General features: G+C 42.1%; 14 protein-coding genes and 1 rRNA gene. 8 read left to right on the top strand and 7 right to left on the bottom strand.

Annotated elements, in window-relative coordinates; genetic code table 11:
* The first annotated feature begins 4 nt into the window (after positions 1-4).
* From rrf to FTU13_RS04715, 5 genes are all read left to right on the top strand, one after another.
* A 5S ribosomal RNA gene (gene rrf / locus FTU13_RS04735) occupies positions 5-119 on the top strand.
* Between the two features lie 161 nt (positions 120-280).
* A complete protein-coding gene (locus FTU13_RS04730) occupies positions 281-1,480 on the top strand; it encodes an MFS transporter (RefSeq protein ID WP_180127019.1) in 1,200 nt (399 codons plus the stop codon).
* A gap of 315 nt (positions 1,481-1,795) precedes the next feature.
* A complete protein-coding gene (locus FTU13_RS04725; protein WP_180127017.1) occupies positions 1,796-2,626 on the top strand; it encodes a M48 family metallopeptidase in 831 nt (276 codons plus the stop codon).
* Between the two features lie 229 nt (positions 2,627-2,855).
* Positions 2,856-5,267 carry a YgiQ family radical SAM protein gene (locus FTU13_RS04720; RefSeq protein ID WP_180127016.1) on the top strand — a complete coding sequence of 804 codons (2,412 nt, stop codon included), beginning with the start codon at positions 2,856-2,858 and terminating at the stop codon, positions 5,265-5,267.
* 434 nt (positions 5,268-5,701) lie between these two features.
* Positions 5,702-6,244: a DUF2726 domain-containing protein gene (locus FTU13_RS04715; RefSeq protein WP_078189487.1), complete on the top strand. Its 543-nt coding sequence runs from the start codon at positions 5,702-5,704 to the stop codon at positions 6,242-6,244.
* A gap of 61 nt (positions 6,245-6,305) precedes the next feature.
* Here FTU13_RS04715 and FTU13_RS04710 read toward each other — a convergent pair whose 3' ends face one another.
* The 6 genes from FTU13_RS04710 to mdtD all read right to left on the bottom strand — a co-directional run bounded on the left by FTU13_RS04710 (position 6,306) and on the right by mdtD (position 12,691).
* The gene (locus tag FTU13_RS04710) at positions 6,306-6,662 is read right to left on the bottom strand and encodes a RidA family protein (protein WP_180127014.1); all 357 of its coding nucleotides are present in this window, start codon (positions 6,660-6,662) and stop codon (positions 6,306-6,308) included.
* Between the two features lie 29 nt (positions 6,663-6,691).
* Positions 6,692-8,008 carry a shikimate transporter gene (shiA, locus tag FTU13_RS04705; RefSeq protein WP_180127043.1) on the bottom strand — a complete coding sequence of 439 codons (1,317 nt, stop codon included), beginning with the start codon at positions 8,006-8,008 and terminating at the stop codon, positions 6,692-6,694.
* Positions 8,009-8,243: 235 nt separating this feature from the next.
* Positions 8,244-9,299: a DNA polymerase IV gene (gene dinB, locus FTU13_RS04700; protein WP_180127012.1), complete on the bottom strand. Its 1,056-nt coding sequence runs from the start codon at positions 9,297-9,299 to the stop codon at positions 8,244-8,246.
* Between the two features lie 63 nt (positions 9,300-9,362).
* Positions 9,363-10,304, bottom strand: coding sequence for an MBL fold metallo-hydrolase (locus tag FTU13_RS04695; protein WP_257226713.1), 942 nt, complete (start codon positions 10,302-10,304; stop codon positions 9,363-9,365).
* Positions 10,305-10,436: 132 nt separating this feature from the next.
* Positions 10,437-11,222, bottom strand: a complete 786-nt coding sequence (locus FTU13_RS04690; protein WP_180127008.1) for a GH25 family lysozyme — start codon at positions 11,220-11,222, stop codon at positions 10,437-10,439.
* 77 nt (positions 11,223-11,299) lie between these two features.
* Positions 11,300-12,691, bottom strand: a complete 1,392-nt coding sequence (mdtD, locus tag FTU13_RS04685) for a multidrug transporter subunit MdtD (protein WP_180127006.1) — start codon at positions 12,689-12,691, stop codon at positions 11,300-11,302.
* 495 nt (positions 12,692-13,186) lie between these two features.
* On the opposite strand from mdtD, the gene FTU13_RS04680 reads away from it, so the two are divergent.
* Positions 13,187-14,152 (top strand): hypothetical protein, encoded by a 966-nt coding sequence (locus FTU13_RS04680; RefSeq protein WP_078189479.1) that lies wholly within the window; start codon positions 13,187-13,189, stop codon positions 14,150-14,152.
* Between the two features lie 84 nt (positions 14,153-14,236).
* On the opposite strand, the gene FTU13_RS04675 is transcribed toward FTU13_RS04680, so the two are convergent.
* Complete coding sequence (locus FTU13_RS04675; protein ID WP_078189478.1) at positions 14,237-14,857, bottom strand: TIGR00730 family Rossman fold protein; 621 nt, start codon at positions 14,855-14,857, stop codon at positions 14,237-14,239.
* 320 nt (positions 14,858-15,177) lie between these two features.
* Here FTU13_RS04675 and FTU13_RS04670 point away from each other — a divergent pair, with 320 nt between their 5' ends.
* Positions 15,178-16,749, top strand: a complete 1,572-nt coding sequence (locus FTU13_RS04670; protein ID WP_180109415.1) for a TerC family protein — start codon at positions 15,178-15,180, stop codon at positions 16,747-16,749.
* 391 nt (positions 16,750-17,140) lie between these two features.
* On the top strand, positions 17,141-17,608 hold the full coding sequence (locus FTU13_RS04665) for a YchJ family protein (protein ID WP_180127004.1): 468 nt from the start codon (positions 17,141-17,143) through the stop codon (positions 17,606-17,608).
* Positions 17,609-17,623 lie beyond the last annotated feature (15 nt).

The following is a 17,623-nucleotide window of genomic DNA, read 5'->3' as shown; positions in this document are numbered from 1 at the left end:
TTGTGCTGGCGACAATAGCAAGAGTGAACCACCTGATCCCTTCCCGAACTCAGAAGTGAAACCTCTTAGCGCTGATGGTAGTGTGGGGTTACCCATGTGAGAGTAAGTCATCGCCAGCTCATTATTCGAAACACCCCCTGATATCTCAGGGGGTGTTTTTTTATGTGTGATGAAAAGGGAGGGAATGGGGAGAAAATAAAGAATTCTTCATTCATTTTTATGTGATTTTTAAATTAAAGGCAGAAAGGCGTATACTATCCTTGTCATTGATGGAAAGCTCATGTCTGATTTAGCCTCAAATTCTCCATATATTGAATATGGCACACGGCCATTTCATGCCATTTTATTTTCTTTATTCTTAGCTGGCTTCGCAATTTTTTCATCGTTGTATTGTGTACAACCGATGATGCCCATCCTTGCGGATTATTTTCATGTCAGTCCGACACATAGCAGTTTCCCTTTATCTTTTTCTACTATTGCTTTAGCAATAGGACTACTTTTCACTGGTTTAATTTCAGATCGATTCGGCCGCAAGCCTGTGATGGTCACCGCTTTATTTTTGGCGGCGTCACTTTTAATAATCAGTTCCATATTTCCACTTTGGGAAATATTTTTACTGAATCGCGTGCTGATCGGATTAAGTGTTAGCGGTGTAGCTGCTGTTGCAATGACTTATATTGGAGAGGAAATTGCGCAAAAAGATATAGGCTTTGCAATGGGCCTGTATATATCGGGTACCGCAATTGGAGGAATGGGCGGCCGTCTCATTGCCGGGGTATTGATTGATTATATTAGTTGGCAAAATGCCATGATAATTATCGGCATCATTAATCTATGTATAGCAACAGCGTTCTTTTTATTACTTCCGGCATCTCAACATTTTCAAGCTTATCCCATTCGTTTCAACCGATTTTATGAATCTTTCGTTAAAAATTTAGTAGATCCTAAGCTTAGAATCTTATTCCTTCAAGGTTTTATCCTCATGGGATGTTTTGTCTCTATATTTAACTATATGAGCTACCACCTATTAGAAGAACCTTATCAACTTTCTCAAACATGGATTGGACTAATCTCCATAGCATATTTGGCAGGAATATATAGTTCACCTCGGGCTGCAAGTTGGGGGAAACGCTTTGGCCGGGCAAAAGTTTTACCTTCGATGCTGATCATGATGCTGTTGGGGTTGTTGATCATGCTCATTCCGGCATTTTGGTCAGTCATTTTGGGGCTGATTGTATTCACTTTTGCTTTTTTTGCAGCGCATTCCACGGCAAGTAGTTGGGTATCAGTTCAATCCCTGCAATACCGTGCCGTAGGTTCATCTTTATATTTATTTTGCTATTACTTAGGTTCTAGTATTTTGGGTAGCAGTAGTGGTTTGGTTTGGGAAATTTCTGGTTGGATTGGGTTGACGAGCTTTATTGCTGTTATCTTGATGATCGGTTTCTTATTAGCAATAAAATTGAATAAATTAAAATAGAAATATGTGAATAAGCTATTATTTAATATTCGTTTTACATCTATTTTTTAATATAAATAACACTATAAAAATGGCTGAATTTACTATTTTTATGATTATATAACTTTGGTTTAATATTTCTTTTAAAAGGTGCCTTATAATAATGAAACGCATCACAATATAATAAATAAAATATTTTTGGTTATCATTTTTTAAAATATAATATATTTTCAAGTTATTGATATTTATTATTTATATGTATTGTTCATATTTTTTGAATTTATTTTTAGTTGGAATTATATATAGATCATCATTGGTTTTAAACTGAAGGTGATTATGAAAAATATAACTATTTTAATGGTGGCTTTAGTTTTTATCTTAATCTCAGCTTGTGCAAGTACCACGAATTTAGGGACAACAGGCGCAGAGCGTAAACAGTTTTTTATCGTTCCTCAAAAGTTATTAACTAAACAGGCAGATAGAACCTATCAACAATTTATTCATCAGGCGAAAGACAAACAACTTTTGATCATAGATCCGAAATTGGATCAGGTTTTAAATAAACTTAAGCAAAATGCGGAGTTTTACCGTCAAGGTTCGAGTCAATGGGATTGGCAAGTCAGTGGGAATTTAAATAAAGATTTAAATGCACATGGTTTTCCAAGTGGGAAAATTGTCATTAATACGGGTTTGTACTGGAGTTTAAAGCTGACTGAAGATGAATTGGCATTTGTGATGGCGCATGAAATGGCACATGCATTGCGTGATCATCATCGTGAGAAGATTTCCTTGCTGTTTGCAAGTCAGGTGGCGATGATTTCTTCAACTGCGGGTATCGGTGCGCTTGCTACTGCGGCCAGTAGTGTGACTGGGCAAGCTGTTTTTTTGCCTAAAGTTTCAAATTTTGAACTAGAAGCTGATGTCCTTGCACTTGATCTGATGTCGAAAGCGGGCTTTGATCCAAATGCAGCATTGAGTTTTTGGCAAAAATATCAGCAGGAAACGACACGCCGTCAAATGCTTGATGTAAAACCATTGATGACTCAAGACAATATAGATAAGCGTAAGATTTATATTGAAAAATATTTACCTGAAATGCACATTCAATTTCAACAGGCGCAGGCTTTAATGTTGAATAAAAATGCGATAACTCATGGCACATTCTAGGTTGATTTAAACTAAAGCAAAGTTACAAATGATTTATTTAAATCTTGTTTTATAGTTGTGCTACAGCACGATTACATCTGATGTCTATATAAAACAATTCAATGATTCTGTAGCTATTGTATAAATTATAATCAAGCATGATGAATGGAATTCATGGTAAAATGATCGGCTTTCATCTTCTTTGATCTTTTTTCAGATCATTCCATCTGCCAGCCGAGAATTGCTAGCCATGTCTACTGCTTATACTATGCAGACTGCGCCAAAAGCGTTGTTTGATTACGACAAATATTGGGCGTCTTGTTTTGACCCTGCGCCATTTTTGCCGATGTCACGCGAAGAAATGGATCAACTCGGTTGGGACAGCTGCGACTTTATTTTGGTTTGTGGTGATGCGTATATCGATCATCCATCATTCTGTTCAGGGATCATCGGCCGTACCCTTGAAGCGCAAGGTTTCCGTGTCGGGATTATTGCTCAGCCAGACTGGACTAATGTAGAAGCATTCCGTGTATTGGGTAAACCAAATATTGCTTGGGGAGTGACTGCAGGGAACATGGATTCGATGATCAACCGCTATACGGCTGACCGTAAAATCCGTTCGGATGATGCGTATTCTCCAGATAGTCAACCGAATAAACGTCCAGACCGTGCAGCAACGGTATATTGCCAGCGTGTGCGTGAAGCTTATCCAGATGTGCCTGTATTATTGGGCGGTATTGAAGCCTCGCTGCGCCGTATTGCGCATTATGATTATTGGTCAGACAAAGTCCGCCGTTCAGTATTGATGGACTCGAAAGCCGACCTGTTGATGTATGGTAATGGTGAACGTTCAATCACTGAAATCATGCATCGTTTGGCCCGCGGTGAAAAAATCCAAGAGATTACGGATGTCCGCGGTACTGCATTTATTGTGAATAAAAATAACCGAGCTTCAAAAGCGAAGTTTGTTGAAATCGCATCGAATGATGTCGATGCGATTGGCCGTGTCGATCCGATCATTAACCCGTATGTGATGACCGAAGACCTTGAAGGCTGTGAAATCGAAAAAGGCAAAGACAGCGTTACGCAATATCAAGGCTTCCAAAAAGAAGCGGTAGCAAATCCGATTGTTCGTGAAGGCGATAACTTAGACGCCGATACGCAAATCGTGCAGCTGCAGCCTGCATCAAAAGCCATTAAGCATAAATTGCCGCCGCGTGAATTGGCTGTGATTCGTTTACCTGCCTATGAGGATGTGGCGAATGATCCCGTATTGTATGCACATGCCAACCGTATTTTGCATTTGGAAACCAATCCGGGCAATGCGCGCGCGATGGTACAAAAGCATGGTGAACGTGATGTCTGGTTAAATCCACCACCGATTCCATTGACGACGGAAGAGATGGACTACGTGTTTGATTTACCCTATGCACGTCTGCCACATCCTGCGTATGGTGAAGCGCGTTTTCCTGCCTTTGACATGATTAAGTTCTCTGTGAACATTATGCGCGGCTGTTTTGGCGGCTGTACCTTCTGCTCAATTACAGAGCATGAAGGGCGTATCATCCAAAACCGTTCTGAAGAATCGATTTTGCGTGAAGTTGAAAAAATTCGTGATACAGCACCGGGCTTTACCGGGATCATTTCTGACTTAGGCGGCCCAACGGCCAATATGTACCGTTTGGCATGTAAAGATCCTGAGATTGAAAAGAACTGCCGTAAGCCGTCGTGTGTATTCCCAGGTGTATGTCAAAACTTGCACACCGATCATGCGCCTTTAACCCAGTTATACCGTAAAGCACGTTCATTGCCGGGGATTAAAAAGATTCTAATCGGTTCTGGTTTACGCTATGACCTTGCGGTGTTAAACCCAGAATATGTCAAAGAATTGGTGACACATCACGTTGGCGGTTACCTGAAGATTGCGCCAGAACATACCGAAAAAGGCCCATTATCGAAGATGATGAAGCCGGGGATCGGGACCTATGACCGTTTCAAACAAATGTTTGATCGTTTTAGTAAGGAAGCAGGGAAAGAGCAGTATCTCATTCCTTACTTTATCGCAGCGCATCCGGGTACGACGGACTATGACATGATGAACTTGGCGATTTGGCTGAAGAAGAATGGTTTCCGTGCCGATCAGGTGCAAACCTTCTATCCATCACCAATGGCGACTGCAACGACCATGTATTACACCGGTAAAAACCCGCTGGCTAAAGTGGCGCGTTATACTGAAAATGTCGATATCGTGAAAGGTGAAAAACGCCGCCGTTTGCATAAAGCCTTCTTGCGTTACCATGATCTAAACAACTGGCCGTTGCTACGTGAAGCGCTTAAAGAAATGGGGCGTCAGGATCTGATAGGGAACTCAAAACAGCATTTGATTCCGACGTATCAGCCTGCGGGTAGTGCTGAGGGCCAATACCAATCTGCACGTAAAAAGAACTCAAGCATTGCGGGTGATTCACAAAAACGTACAGGCGAACAAGGTAATCGGATGAAGGCTGCTCAATCGCGTCCTTCAAATACCAAGAAGCGTCCTGAGCGCGGTCAAATCTTGACGCAGCATACTGGTCTGCCGCCGCGTGAAACGGGTGATGCGAAAAAACCTTTTGGCGGTCCGAAACCCAAAGGAAAATCGAAGCCTAAATCACGCGCTTAAAATGATTAAATAAAAAAAGACACTTCGGTGTCTTTTTTTATGGGTGTTATGCTCGGCAGCATAAGACAGTTTGCATTTTTATATGCTGTTACAAGCTCAATGTCATATGTGTGTCGGTTATCTCAATGAAATACGAGCAAAATTTGACAGCTTATCGGAATTGTCTGACAGTGAGAGGAAATGCACTTGCTGTCGTTTTAGCGAATGATCTAAAGTATCTGTATATAGCAATGGATGCTATTACTCTGAACGAAGTGGCATGTGATGTTTAACGCTTTAAGTTTGCAACTTTTTGTCAGTTTAAATACGTATTGTGTGAAAGTTAGAGTTATTTTTTTTAATAGGAAATTAAAAAAATAATACTGGTTGTATACTTCGTCTTCAAAAGAAGTATGTCAAAAACCAAAAATATAAGAAATATAAAGGATTATGAGATGACTATATACATAGTAATAGGGAGTATTTTACTCTTCTGTGTGCTCATAATGGCTTGGAAAAGTTTAGAAGGTGATTCTAAGCAACAAGATAGCGCATTGAAACAACGTGCTATTTTCAACATTAATGAGCAATTAACCTACACGCGTTTAAAAGAAATTTTGCCTAAGCATACGATCCTCGCGCATGTGTCTTTTGATGCACTGTTGACCACGAAATATTATCGTACGCGGAACAAGTATCGAAATATGGTGGCGGACTTTGTCGTCTTAGATGAACAGCATCAGATCTTGGCGATCGTCGCTTTAGATGATCCGATGGTGCTAAAACGGATGCAGCAGTCGCAATATCAAGATGCTTTGCTCGCTTTGGCAGGCTATCGGGTCATTCGTTATGATGATGTGCCTGAGTACGTTCAATTACGCGAAGATTTCTTAAATGAGCAGCGTGTACAAGCGCCATTTGTACCGGTTAATGATCTGAAAAAATATCATTTATATTCAGATTTGGAACGTAAAAAGATCAAAATTATTGGATCTTAGGGATTCAAAGAGCAAAGTCTTTTGCAAAAAAAGCATGTCTTCAGACATGCTTTTTTTATTGTTATTCAGGCTTAATGGCTACGACCGTTAATTCTACCCGTACACGCGGGTCGTATAATTTGGCTTCGATACAAGTCCGTGGTAATGCTTCAATGTCTGACACCCACGTATCCCATACCTCATTGAATGCGGCATAATCCTGTTCAATATCTTTAAGATAAATGGTCACTGACATAATGTGGCTTTTATCTGTGCCGGCATCTGCAAGGAATTGATCAATGATCTCAAATGTTTGCTGTGTTTGTCCTTTGATGTCTAAATCAAGGTCTGTTGCCAATTGACCTGCCAAATGAACCAATTGACCAGAAATAGCGATTTCGGAAAAGCGTTTTGAAACATGCAGGCGTTGGATGGTCATGCGAAATATCCTGAAAGCAAAAAGGTCACTTAATCTTGAGTTTTAGGCATTGTAGCTGCAACTAAGGCCGTCAATAAACAGCCGACAGCAAGGTAGATTGCCACATAATGCCATGAACCATCACCCCAAATCACCAAAGCTGCTGCAATCATTGGGGTAAAGCCACCACCGATAATGCTAGCCACTTGATAGCCGACACCTGCGCCACTGTAGCGATAGGCGGTACCAAACAAGGAGGTAAAAATCGGCTGGTGTACACTCACCACCATATCATGGGCAATATTGGCAAGGAAAATTGCACCGACAATAATCAGCCAAGTATTTTGTGCATCAAGGGCCATAAAGAAAGGAAAGGCCGAAAGCGCACCAATTAAGCCACCCAATACACACATCTTACGATGATCAAATCGATCTGCTAGCCACGCAAATAGGGGAATGCTGAAGCAGCTAATGGCACCAACCATTAAGGTGATATTGAGGAAGAACTGTTTGTCCATGCCCAATTGAGCGGTGGAATAATTCAGTGCAAAGTTCGTCACCAAATACATGGTGAGTAACTCGGTCAAGCGCAGTGCAATAATGTAGAAAAAGGCTTTGGGGTGTTGGCTAATCGCTTGCAGAATCGGTAATTTTTGCGGCGTTTGCTGAGCTTTGACCACATGGTCGACAAATTCTTGTGATTCGTCTTGATCACGTCGAATCCACATTGCGATAGCCAGCAAGACAATACTGGCAATAAAGGGAATTCGCCACGCCCAATCAGCAAAAGCATCTTCACCCAAAGTGGCAATAATCAACGACACAGCGCCTGTTGCCAGAACGAGTCCGACGCCATAGCCAATTTGTACACCACTGCTGTAAAAGGCTTTTTTGCCTTTCGGGGCATTTTCAACTGCCATCAGAGCAGCGCCGCCCCATTCACCACCAACCGCAAAACCCTGTATTGCTCGAAGTGTCACGAGTAGGATCGGGGCCCACCAACCGATGGCCGCAAAATTGGGTAATAAACCGATACCGACAGTCGAAATGCCCATCAGGATCACGGTGAGCACCAACATTTTTTTCCGACCCAGTTTGTCACCAAAATGTCCAAACACAATGCCGCCTAAGGGGCGGAACAGGAAGCCGACGCCAAAGGTCGCCAAGGCTGCCAAGGTTCCCATATTGTTGCCAATACTGGGGAAAAACTGATCTTTGAAAATGAGTGCGGCAACAATGCCATAAAGTAAAAAATCGTACCAATCGACTACGGCACCAATGAAGCTACTTAATGCGGCTTTACGCGCACGTTGTTCTTGATTTTGTGAAATATTTTGAATATTTGGAGCAGTTTTTGCAGAAGGCATACAGCGGGGTATTCCATGATTGACAACAGAGTTGCCCTGTAATATTCGGATTTGATCGTCACGCCAATCACAGGACAGCATGCTGAAAGTAAAGGTGATTTTCAGCATCTCAGCGCATACACGGATAATGTAGTGCGCTGATAGAGTACTCTAATTTTAGGCTTTGTGAATAGCAAATTGCTTTAATTTTGTTCTTCTGCCTAAATCTTAAGCAAATACGATCTTCTTGAAGTTTTTAGAGCAGCGAAAGTTGTGCTTCTTGGTTTTGCGCACTTAATTGATAGACACCTACGCCAATCAGACGAAATTGATCGTCCTCAGAAATATGCATTTCATGCAGTAATTGCTGCAACACCTGCGCAAGGTCTTCACGATGATTCAGTGACGTTTTAAAACTTTTACTGTGCTGTAGCACTTGGAAATTCTTCAGTTTTAATTTGGCCGATACACCGCGCGCGCTTAACTGCTTTTTTTCTAAACTAGACCAAACTTGGTCAATCAGTTTGGGCCAATAGGGCTGACATTGGTTCAGGGTGAGATCATCATCAAAAGTGGTTTCTTTTGAAATCTGCTGACGCTCGCGGCTAGATTGGACCGGTCGTTCATCAATCCCTTGTGCATACAGATAAAGTTGTCGTCCATATTTACCGAAATGATGAATCAGAACGGCTTCTTCAATTTGTTGTAAATCACCCAATGTATTGAGTTGCATGGCTTTTAATTTTTCTTGAGTCACTTTTCCCACACCAGGAATTTTTTTCAGTGCCAAGTCATGGATGAAATGCAGAACTTGTGAAGGTTTGATAATACAAATGCCATTAGGTTTGTTCCAATCAGAAGCGACTTTAGCCAAAAATTTATTGGGCGCGACACCTGCGGAGGCAGTTAAACCAGTGCTTTGTAAAATCTCTGCCTGAATTCGCATAGCGACTTCGGTAGCGCTCGGAATGTGTTGTAAATTTTCTGTGACGTCCAAATAAGCTTCGTCTAAAGATAGTGGCTCAATCAGCGACGTATAGCGTTGAAAAATGGCATGAATTTGCGCCGAAACAGCACGATATTTTTCAAAATTAGGTTCGATCACCACGACCTGTGGGCAGAGTTTACGGGCCTGTGCCATCGACATTGCAGAACGTAAACCAAATTCACGTGCAGGATAGGATGCGGCACAGATGACTGCACGAGGGTGATGTGAAGACACAACAACAGGAAGCTGCTTGAGTTCTGGACGTTCCCGCAGCTCTACTGATGCAAAGAATGCATCCATGTCGATATGTATGATTTTCCTCATGCCTAGTTAGATCAGTGCCTAAAAATTGAATGTCAGTATCGCACAGTCAATCCAACGCTTTCCTCAATTTTTTAACTCGAACGACACAGGTTGACTGAGTAAAACCACCTTGGTGTTTTGAGCTGCTGCCGACTGTATCAATAGATTTAGACTTTGAGGGGTGTCATCGGCAAAGCGGGGTAAAAATTCGAGCTCTGGATTCAGTGGTTTGATAAAATTATCCCAATGAATTGGAATCACGGTGCTGGGTTGAAGAGTCGCTAAGGTTTCTTTGAAATATTGCTGTTGAAACACTGTCGTTTGCTTGGAAAGCTGAGCGATGCCTAAAAATAAGGTATCGACTTTTAGTTTTTGCAACTGTTTGGGCACAGCACCTGTACTGGCTTTGACTAAACTGTAATGTGGCCCATGTTGGATGAGATAGTCATATGATCCACCTTCTTTAAACTGACTAAAATGTGCAGGGAGTTGCAGTGGCTGCGAAATTTCTTCCCCCAAATCATCATTAACGGCCGTTGGCGGAGTATGTTGCGAGGGGATGGCAGTAATGGTGAATTTACCGATTTGCATCGGTTGCCAAGCTTGAACTTCGTGTAGTTGTGATTCATTGATTGGCATTGCCCGTGCGATATTTAAGGTGCTTTTAGAGCCGACAATCATGGCCTTGGGGAGCTGGTGGGCCAACATTGGAATATCGAGCGCATGATCATAATGTGAATGAGTCACGAAAATAACACGTGTGAGTTTTAAGTCGTATTGGTCGATATAGCTTTTTAATAAAGGCTGATCACTTTGAATCTGAGTGAATATGGTCTGACTAAGCGATGGACGAGTAAAGAAGCCATCGATGAGGATTTGCTCTTGGCCATCGTCAAACAGTAAGGTCGAAACGCCAAAGAATTTGACGTGATAGGGTGTCGCTGAGTGAGTATCTGTAGTGCTTTGTGTGGGATGTTGATAATGCCACGTTTTAAACGCTGCCAAGGTCCCCGAAGGTTGGACCATATAAGCCAACATCGCCGATGGCGAGGACTATAAAGACTGAAAATATAATAAGAAAAATTTTTAAAATACGCATCCTGCGACTCAGTTTTCATAGATTATTTGCTTCGATGTTGTCCTGAGTCGGTGAATAAATCAACGGGGTTTGATCGGGGAAACGCCATTTTTGTCTAAAAAATCAGTCCATGCATTGGCATCACCTGAAAATACATTTAAATCGACGGTGGTCGAGATGCCTTGAATTTTTCCTTGATTAGTATGTTGCCAAATCAGCCATTTCGGATTGTTTTTTAGATCGGGTGGGCCTTTATATTCGCGGACCCACAGCGGCGTCTGTTTAAACTCGCCAGCTAAAACAATATTATAAAAAGACTTCGAGGTATAAAAAATCGGTTGTTTGCCATAATGGCGGTGCAAGCGATCATGCATATAAGTGATTTCTTTGAGTAACTGCTCTTTGCTGTAGGTGTTAATGCAGTTGGTGTCATATTCCAAATCAATCACGGGAGGAAGGGCATCGGCTTTTTTCGGCACGGAAGCAATAAAATTTTCTGCCTGAATCTTGCCATCACGGCACAGACGATAAAAATGATAGGCCCCAACTAAAAAGCCGTTTTCCCGCGCTTGTAACCAGTTATCTTGAAATTTTCGATCTTTAAAATCACCACCTTCCGTAGCTTTGAGATAAACGAATTGGTATTTTTTAGGTGAAATTTTTGACCATTGAATATCTTTTTGATGATGAGAAACATCAAAGCCTTTGACGGGATATTCTTCTGCAGATGCAGGGCGATGTGGCATCACAGCTAAATAACCCAATCCAGCCACCACCATGACGCCGCTGATAGCGCTGAGTGCAATAATTGGGGTGTATTTTTTGAATGAACTTTTAGAGGTACGTGATTTGGCTTTTTTAGGCATGAAAATGTATCCAAGTGTCCTTTTTATCATAACCCTTTAAGGGCTGAACTGTCATAGATTTGCCCGATGACACAGGTTTAGACATCCACATGTTTAGGAATTTGCCAAAAAATCGCTGCGGTAATCAGGTTAATGCAGCCGAGTAAAATCAAGGTGCTATGGAATGCCGTTTCGATTTGTGCAGGACCATAATAGGCCGTAAACACGTTGACTAAAGTCCCTGCCAAAGCCACACCGATACTCATCGACACCATCATAATCATCGACAAGAAACTGTTGCCACTGCTGGCATCTTGTTGGGGTAAATCTTTGAGGGTTAAGGTATTCATCGAAACGAATTGCAGCGAGTTTAAAATACCAAAAATAAAAAAGTGTAAGGCACGTAACCATGTGGGGGTTTCAGCCGTAGAGAGCGCAAAACTGCAAATACAAGCGCCGACCAAGCAGGTATTTACCAATAACACTTTACGATAGCCAAAGCGTTGAATAATTTGACGAATAATCGGTTTGGATGCCAATGAACCGAGTACCGTCGGTATCATCAATAAACCTGTGATAAATGGCTCAAAGCCAAAAGCCACTTGTAGCATTAAGGGAATCAAAAATGGCATGGCATTGCCGCCAAGGCGGGCAAAGAAGTTGCCGATAATACCGATGGCATAGATCCGATTTTGAAATAATTTACTGCGAAACAGCGCATTGGCGTGGGTATGTGCATGAAAGGCATAGATCAAACTGGCGATGATCCCCGCAGCGACTAAAAGCAGGCTCCACCATAGCGGCAGATGCGGGCTGGCAAAGTTTTCAATGCCTAACGATAACCCCACCATGGCGACGACCAATAAGACAAAACCCATAAAGTCGAAGCGTTGTACGCTCGGTTCGGTCACATTGGGCATGGCTTTAAAGGTAATGAGTACCCCTAGCAGTCCCATTGGAATGTTAATTAAAAAGATCCAATGCCATGTTGCGACTTCCACCATCCAACCGCCAAGGGTAGGGCCAATTAAGGGGCCAATCAAACCGGCAAGGCTCATCAGACTCATGGCCGATAAAAACTGTGTCCGAGGAATCACTTTGAGCATTGCCAAACGCCCAACAGGTAGCAGTAATGCGCCACCTATGCCCTGAATTACCCGATAAACCAGCAGCTCATTCAGGCTATTGGCCATGCCGCAGCCTAGCGATGCTAACGTAAAAATAATAATGGCTGTGAAATAAGTATTTCGTACGCCAAAACGATCGGCCAACCAACCACTTAAGGGAATACACGCCGCAACGGACAAGACATAGGCCACGACCACACTATGCATTTGAAGTGGGTCTTCACCTAGACTTCTCGCCATAGCAGGGATTGCTGTATTGACGATGGTCGTATCCAGCCCTTGCATAAAAAAGCCAATAGAGACCAATAGCACAAGAAGTCTAAATTCGGGTTGTAAAGCCTGATGTGTTGGCGTGCTATTCATAAGTCAATAAAGCTGAGATTTTTAAACAGTTTAAATGAATATTGCCATTCAGATGTAGTAAAAGCTTTGCATAATTGAGCCAAAAAATTGCAAGAAAAATGCAATGAAAGTTTCATCTCTATGCAACCTAATGTTTATAAATTGGTCATATTTTAATAAAAGACGAATGAAAACATGAAACTACAAATTTCGGCGCTGATGTGATTAAACAAGGCGATGTGGGACCTGAAGATCTGATTTTTATTGCCGCCAAAGATTTGCCCAATGCTTAACCTTTGTTGGTGGTTGGAAATGAAGTGAGCGGTAGCACGGCGGTTTATCAGATTAAATTGAAATAATTAAAGTTTAAAGCATTTGTTTTATTTGAGGTTTTTATTTTAGTGTCGAGAAAAGCATGGCACGAAATTGTATGAACGCCAGATAAACTGTCATAATGCGTTCAAGTCCTTCATTTATTGGAGGGCTTTTTCTTTATGGCAAAGGTGTTTTATTTTCATGACAATCGAAATTCTGATGGTCATAGGCTTCTGTCTCGCGGCCTATTCTATTGTCGGTAATGATGTGCCACAGACATTGGGAACCTTTATTTCATCCAATGCGCATCGCCCTTGGTGGCTGTTGTGGATCTATGTCAGCAGTATTCTAGCCATTGTATTGGTTTATGGTTGGTACAGTTCTGGCGTGGGGGATGCATCTTATGGTCGTTTAGAAACGATTCCATTTCCCGCAGAAGGGGTCACGTGGCTCTATATTGTGCCACCGATCTTACTGATCATTTTGACTCGCTACGGAATCCCGGTCAGCACCACATTCTTAGTGTTAACGATTTTCTCTCCGAGTAGTCTCGGGTCGATGTTAACCAAGTCCATGATGGGTTATGCGGTAGCTTTTGTTGTCGCAATTATTGTTTATCGTTTTGTGATTAAAGGCATCTCGGTTTATTTCAGTAAAACACGTGATGAAACACCCTCGAATATTTGGGTGGGACTACAGTGGGTTTCGACGGCATTTTTATGGAGTCAGTGGCTGATTCAGGATTTGGCCAATATTTTTGTCTACGTCCCTCGTCAGGTGCCGCTGGAGTTCCTGATTTTTGCAATTGTGGTGTTTATCGTACTACTTGGGATCATTTTGTACCAACGTGGTGGGGCGATTCAGGGCATTATCGACACCAAAACGGGTGTGGCTGATATCCGCTCGGCAACCATTATCGACTTTATGTATGCCTTGATTTTATTGGTGTTCAAAGAGTGGAGTAATATTCCAATGAGTACCACTTGGGTGTTCTTGGGCTTACTCGCAGGACGTGAATTTGCTATGTCCATGCATTTACATGAAGTGAATAAATATCGAACTTCACGAAATGTCAGCAAAGATGCGATGAAGTTGATGCTTGGTTTACTGATGAGTATTTTCTTAGCGACAACCTTGCCATGGTTCTATCGTGTGGTGTCCGGTTAAGTCGGCACGATCTCGATTTGAAGTAGGATATCGAGTAATAAAAAGGGGAATAATTTATTCCCCTTTTTGACATCTAAAATACAGTTAGACCACGAAATTTTTTGGGCAATCTAAATTTTTTAGTGCACTAAAGATCTGCTTCGAAGAATTACATACGATCAATTTGGCACGATGCTGCGGCGGCAAGAAACCTTCAGCGACCGCATGGTCTAATTGTGCAATTAGTGCATCATAGAAGCCATTGACGTTATAAAGCATCATCGGTTTTTGGTGTTGATTCAACTGTCCCCAAGTAGCGATTTCTAGAATTTCTTCGAATGTACCGAGACCACCGGGCAGAGCAACAAAGGCACTTGCACGTTCTGCCATCATGGCTTTACGCTCATGCATACTGCGCACGACGTGTAGTTCAGTCAAATGATTATGTGCAATTTCATAATCCAACATAAACTCAGGAATCACACCCACGGCTTCGCCGCCATGTTCGACCACAGCGTCAGCAACTTGACCCATCAGGCCAATACTGGCGCCACCATAGACCAGACCAAAACCATGTTCAGCCAAGCCTTGCGCTAATGCGATGGCTTTTTCTTGATAAATTGGATTGTTACCAGAGCGGGAGCCGCAATACAGTGCGATTAAAGGTTGTGTTGTAGCAGGAGAAGGATTACCACGTTTTTCTGTCATTTTTAATCCGCTATTCATTACGTTTTAATTTTACCTTAGCATGTTATTTTTTATGACACTACATTGGCAGCTAAATATGACAATTTAATGTCATCACTGGGTTTAAATTCTTCCATACTGAGATTGTACTTTGGTAAAAAAGGGTGAATTTTTACCTTAACTTGCTATACTTAAAACTTCATTTCAAGCTAAAGAACCGTCATGGGTAGTGGTTGTTGTCACTCAGCACACATCAAAATATTAGAAAGAACGCCATTAAAAGCGTTTGCGCATGTCCAATGCATTTCATCTTCAAATCAGCATGATCTACGTGTGAATAACATTCAGGAGATACAATTATGATCTTTGAATGGATGTCCGACCCATCTGCATGGGTGGGTTTATTGACACTGGTGGTGCTTGAGATTGTTTTAGGTATCGATAACCTGGTATTTATTGCGATTCTTGCGGAAAAATTACCGCCAGAACAGCGTAATACTGCACGGATTGTCGGCTTATTGCTTGCATTGTGTATGCGATTGGTCTTACTGGCCTCGATTGCATGGGTGGTGACTCTAACCAATCCACTGTTCCATATTTTTGACCATCCATTTTCCGGTCGAGATCTAATTTTACTGTTTGGTGGGGTGTTCTTACTGTTTAAAGGCACCATGGAACTGCGTGAACGTCTTGAAAACAAGCCCATGCTAAAGGAAGAAAATCCTGTGCATGCGACGTTTTGGATGGTGATTGTGCAGATTGTGGTGCTTGATGCCGTGTTCTCGCTCGACAGCGTGATTACCGCTGTCGGGATGGTGAAACACCTTTCTGTCATGATGATTGCGGTCATTATTGCTGTCGGCATTATGCTGTGGGCATCTAAACCACTGATGAACTTCGTGAACCGTCACCCAACGGTGGTGATTCTGTGTCTGTGTTTCTTGATGATGATCGGTTTCTCGCTCTTAGTCGAAGGCTTTGGTTTCCATATTCCAAAAGGTTACTTATACGCGGCCATTGGTTTCTCTGTCATGATTGAGTTCTTGAACCAAACCATGCGTCATAATCAGGAAAAAATGGTGACAACCACAGACTTACGTTATCGCACAGCCTCAGCGGTGATGCGTATGCTCGGTGGGAAAAATGTTGCAGACAATCAAAATGAAAATGAAGATGTGCTTGCAACACGTGCCTTTGCCGATGAAGTCTTTGATGAAGACAACGGGGTTTACCACAGTGTCATGGTACAAGGGGTACTGGGTTTATCTGAACGTCCAGTGAAGTCAGTGATGACACCTCGTCCTGAACTAGAATGGATTGACTTGGATGAAGCGCCTGAGGCGATTCGTGCTCAATTACTCAGTACCACGCATTCACGTTTGATTGTGGCACACGGCGAGTTAGACAATATCGCGGGTGCGGTACTGACTCATAAAGTCATGAATGACTATATTGAAACGGGCGTACTCGATTTCGAAAAACATCTCCGTGAGCCTGTAGTGGTGCATGAAAATGCACAAGTCTTGATGGTGATGGAACAACTGCGTCAAGCGCCGTTGCAAATGGCCTTGGTGTTGAACGAATACGGTTCAATTGAAGGGATTGCAACACCAATTGATGTCTTAGAAGCGATTGCTGGTGAGTTTCCCGATGAAGATGAACCGGAGACAGCAGCAGAAAGTCTCGATGATGGTTCATTGTTACTCGATGGCTCAACTGACATTCGTCATGTGTCTTTATTGTTGGGTCGTGACTTGGTGGATGATGCTGAACAGTATTCGACATTGTCCGGATATATCTTATTTCATTTGGGCCGTTTACCAGCCAATGGTGAAAAATTCAAAGCGGATGAACACATTTTTGAAGTGGTTACGATGGATGGTCATAAGATTGAAAAAGTGCATGTCATTCCCATGCCAACTGAAGATTAAGTTGCGTATCGGGGGGGGTAATCTATATAGATCACTGATGTTACGCACGTAAAAGTAATTACGCATTTTTAAAATGATTTTTAAGTCTATTCGACGGAGTCTTACATCTAGGGTTTAAATAAAGGGATTAGCCTTCGGCTGGAGGTACTTTTGTTTCGGCAAAAGTACCCAAAACCATTGTCATCCGCAAAACTCGTTCACTACCGTCAAATTATTCAAAGCATTGCAAAAACATTTTTGATTAGAAGTGGTCCTGTCTCAAACACTTGCGGATGACCTTACCGTGTATCATTCTTTTATTTGAATCGATACGGATCTACTGATGAAAATTGTGTGGAAAGATCCGTTAAAATAGCCTGCATTGTCAGGCTATTTTTTTATGGAAACAAATATGTCACAAGTCCAGTGTCCGTGTGGCAAAGGTGAATATGGTAGCTGTTGTCAGCCCTTACATGCGGGGCGTGAAAATGCACAAACTGCAGAGCAATTGATGCGATCACGTTATAGTGCATTTGCACAACATGAGATTGATTATATTGTACAAACAACTGCAATTGGACAGCAGCAAGCCTTAGATGTCAGTGCCATTGCAGCGTGGAGTCAGGCCAATCAGTGGTTAAAGCTTGAGGTGGTACAGGCTCAAGAAAAGCTCGATAAAAACCATGCTCAAGTTGAATTTAAAGCCCATTATCACGATGGGCAGCAAGCGCAGGTACATCATGAAATTTCACACTTTGTGAAGTTCGAGCAACGCTGGTATTTCCTTGATCCGACCACAGAGATGCAAATCACCATGAAGCAGCCGTGTATTTGTGGTTCTGGACGAAAATTTAAACAATGTTGTGCGCAATTTTTATAACATTTGAGCAGATTT

Origin of the sequence: Acinetobacter sp. YH12064 (assembly GCF_013419735.1) — a bacterium.
In the GTDB taxonomy this organism is placed as follows: Bacteria; Pseudomonadota; Gammaproteobacteria; order Pseudomonadales; family Moraxellaceae; genus Acinetobacter; species Acinetobacter amyesii.
This window is presented reverse-complemented; position numbering and strand designations above follow the sequence as displayed.

Coding starts and splice junctions, on each gene's coding strand:
- shiA (WP_180127043.1), bottom strand. CDS start 8,008: ATGCCTTCTGCAAAAACTGCTCCAAATATTCAAAATATTTCACAAAAT.
- FTU13_RS04715 (WP_078189487.1), top strand. CDS start 5,702: ATGACTATATACATAGTAATAGGGAGTATTTTACTCTTCTGTGTGCTC.
- mdtD (WP_180127006.1), bottom strand. CDS start 12,691: ATGAATAGCACGCCAACACATCAGGCTTTACAACCCGAATTTAGACTT.
- FTU13_RS04670 (WP_180109415.1), top strand. CDS start 15,178: ATGATCTTTGAATGGATGTCCGACCCATCTGCATGGGTGGGTTTATTG.
- FTU13_RS04675 (WP_078189478.1), bottom strand. CDS start 14,857: ATGAATAGCGGATTAAAAATGACAGAAAAACGTGGTAATCCTTCTCCT.
- FTU13_RS04680 (WP_078189479.1), top strand. CDS start 13,187: ATGACAATCGAAATTCTGATGGTCATAGGCTTCTGTCTCGCGGCCTAT.
- FTU13_RS04690 (WP_180127008.1), bottom strand. CDS start 11,222: ATGCCTAAAAAAGCCAAATCACGTACCTCTAAAAGTTCATTCAAAAAA.
- FTU13_RS04710 (WP_180127014.1), bottom strand. CDS start 6,662: ATGACCATCCAACGCCTGCATGTTTCAAAACGCTTTTCCGAAATCGCT.
- FTU13_RS04730 (WP_180127019.1), top strand. CDS start 281: ATGTCTGATTTAGCCTCAAATTCTCCATATATTGAATATGGCACACGG.
- FTU13_RS04665 (WP_180127004.1), top strand. CDS start 17,141: ATGTCACAAGTCCAGTGTCCGTGTGGCAAAGGTGAATATGGTAGCTGT.
- FTU13_RS04695 (WP_257226713.1), bottom strand. CDS start 10,304: ATGGTCCAACCTTCGGGGACCTTGGCAGCGTTTAAAACGTGGCATTAT.
- FTU13_RS04725 (WP_180127017.1), top strand. CDS start 1,796: ATGAAAAATATAACTATTTTAATGGTGGCTTTAGTTTTTATCTTAATC.
- FTU13_RS04720 (WP_180127016.1), top strand. CDS start 2,856: ATGTCTACTGCTTATACTATGCAGACTGCGCCAAAAGCGTTGTTTGAT.
- dinB (WP_180127012.1), bottom strand. CDS start 9,299: ATGAGGAAAATCATACATATCGACATGGATGCATTCTTTGCATCAGTA.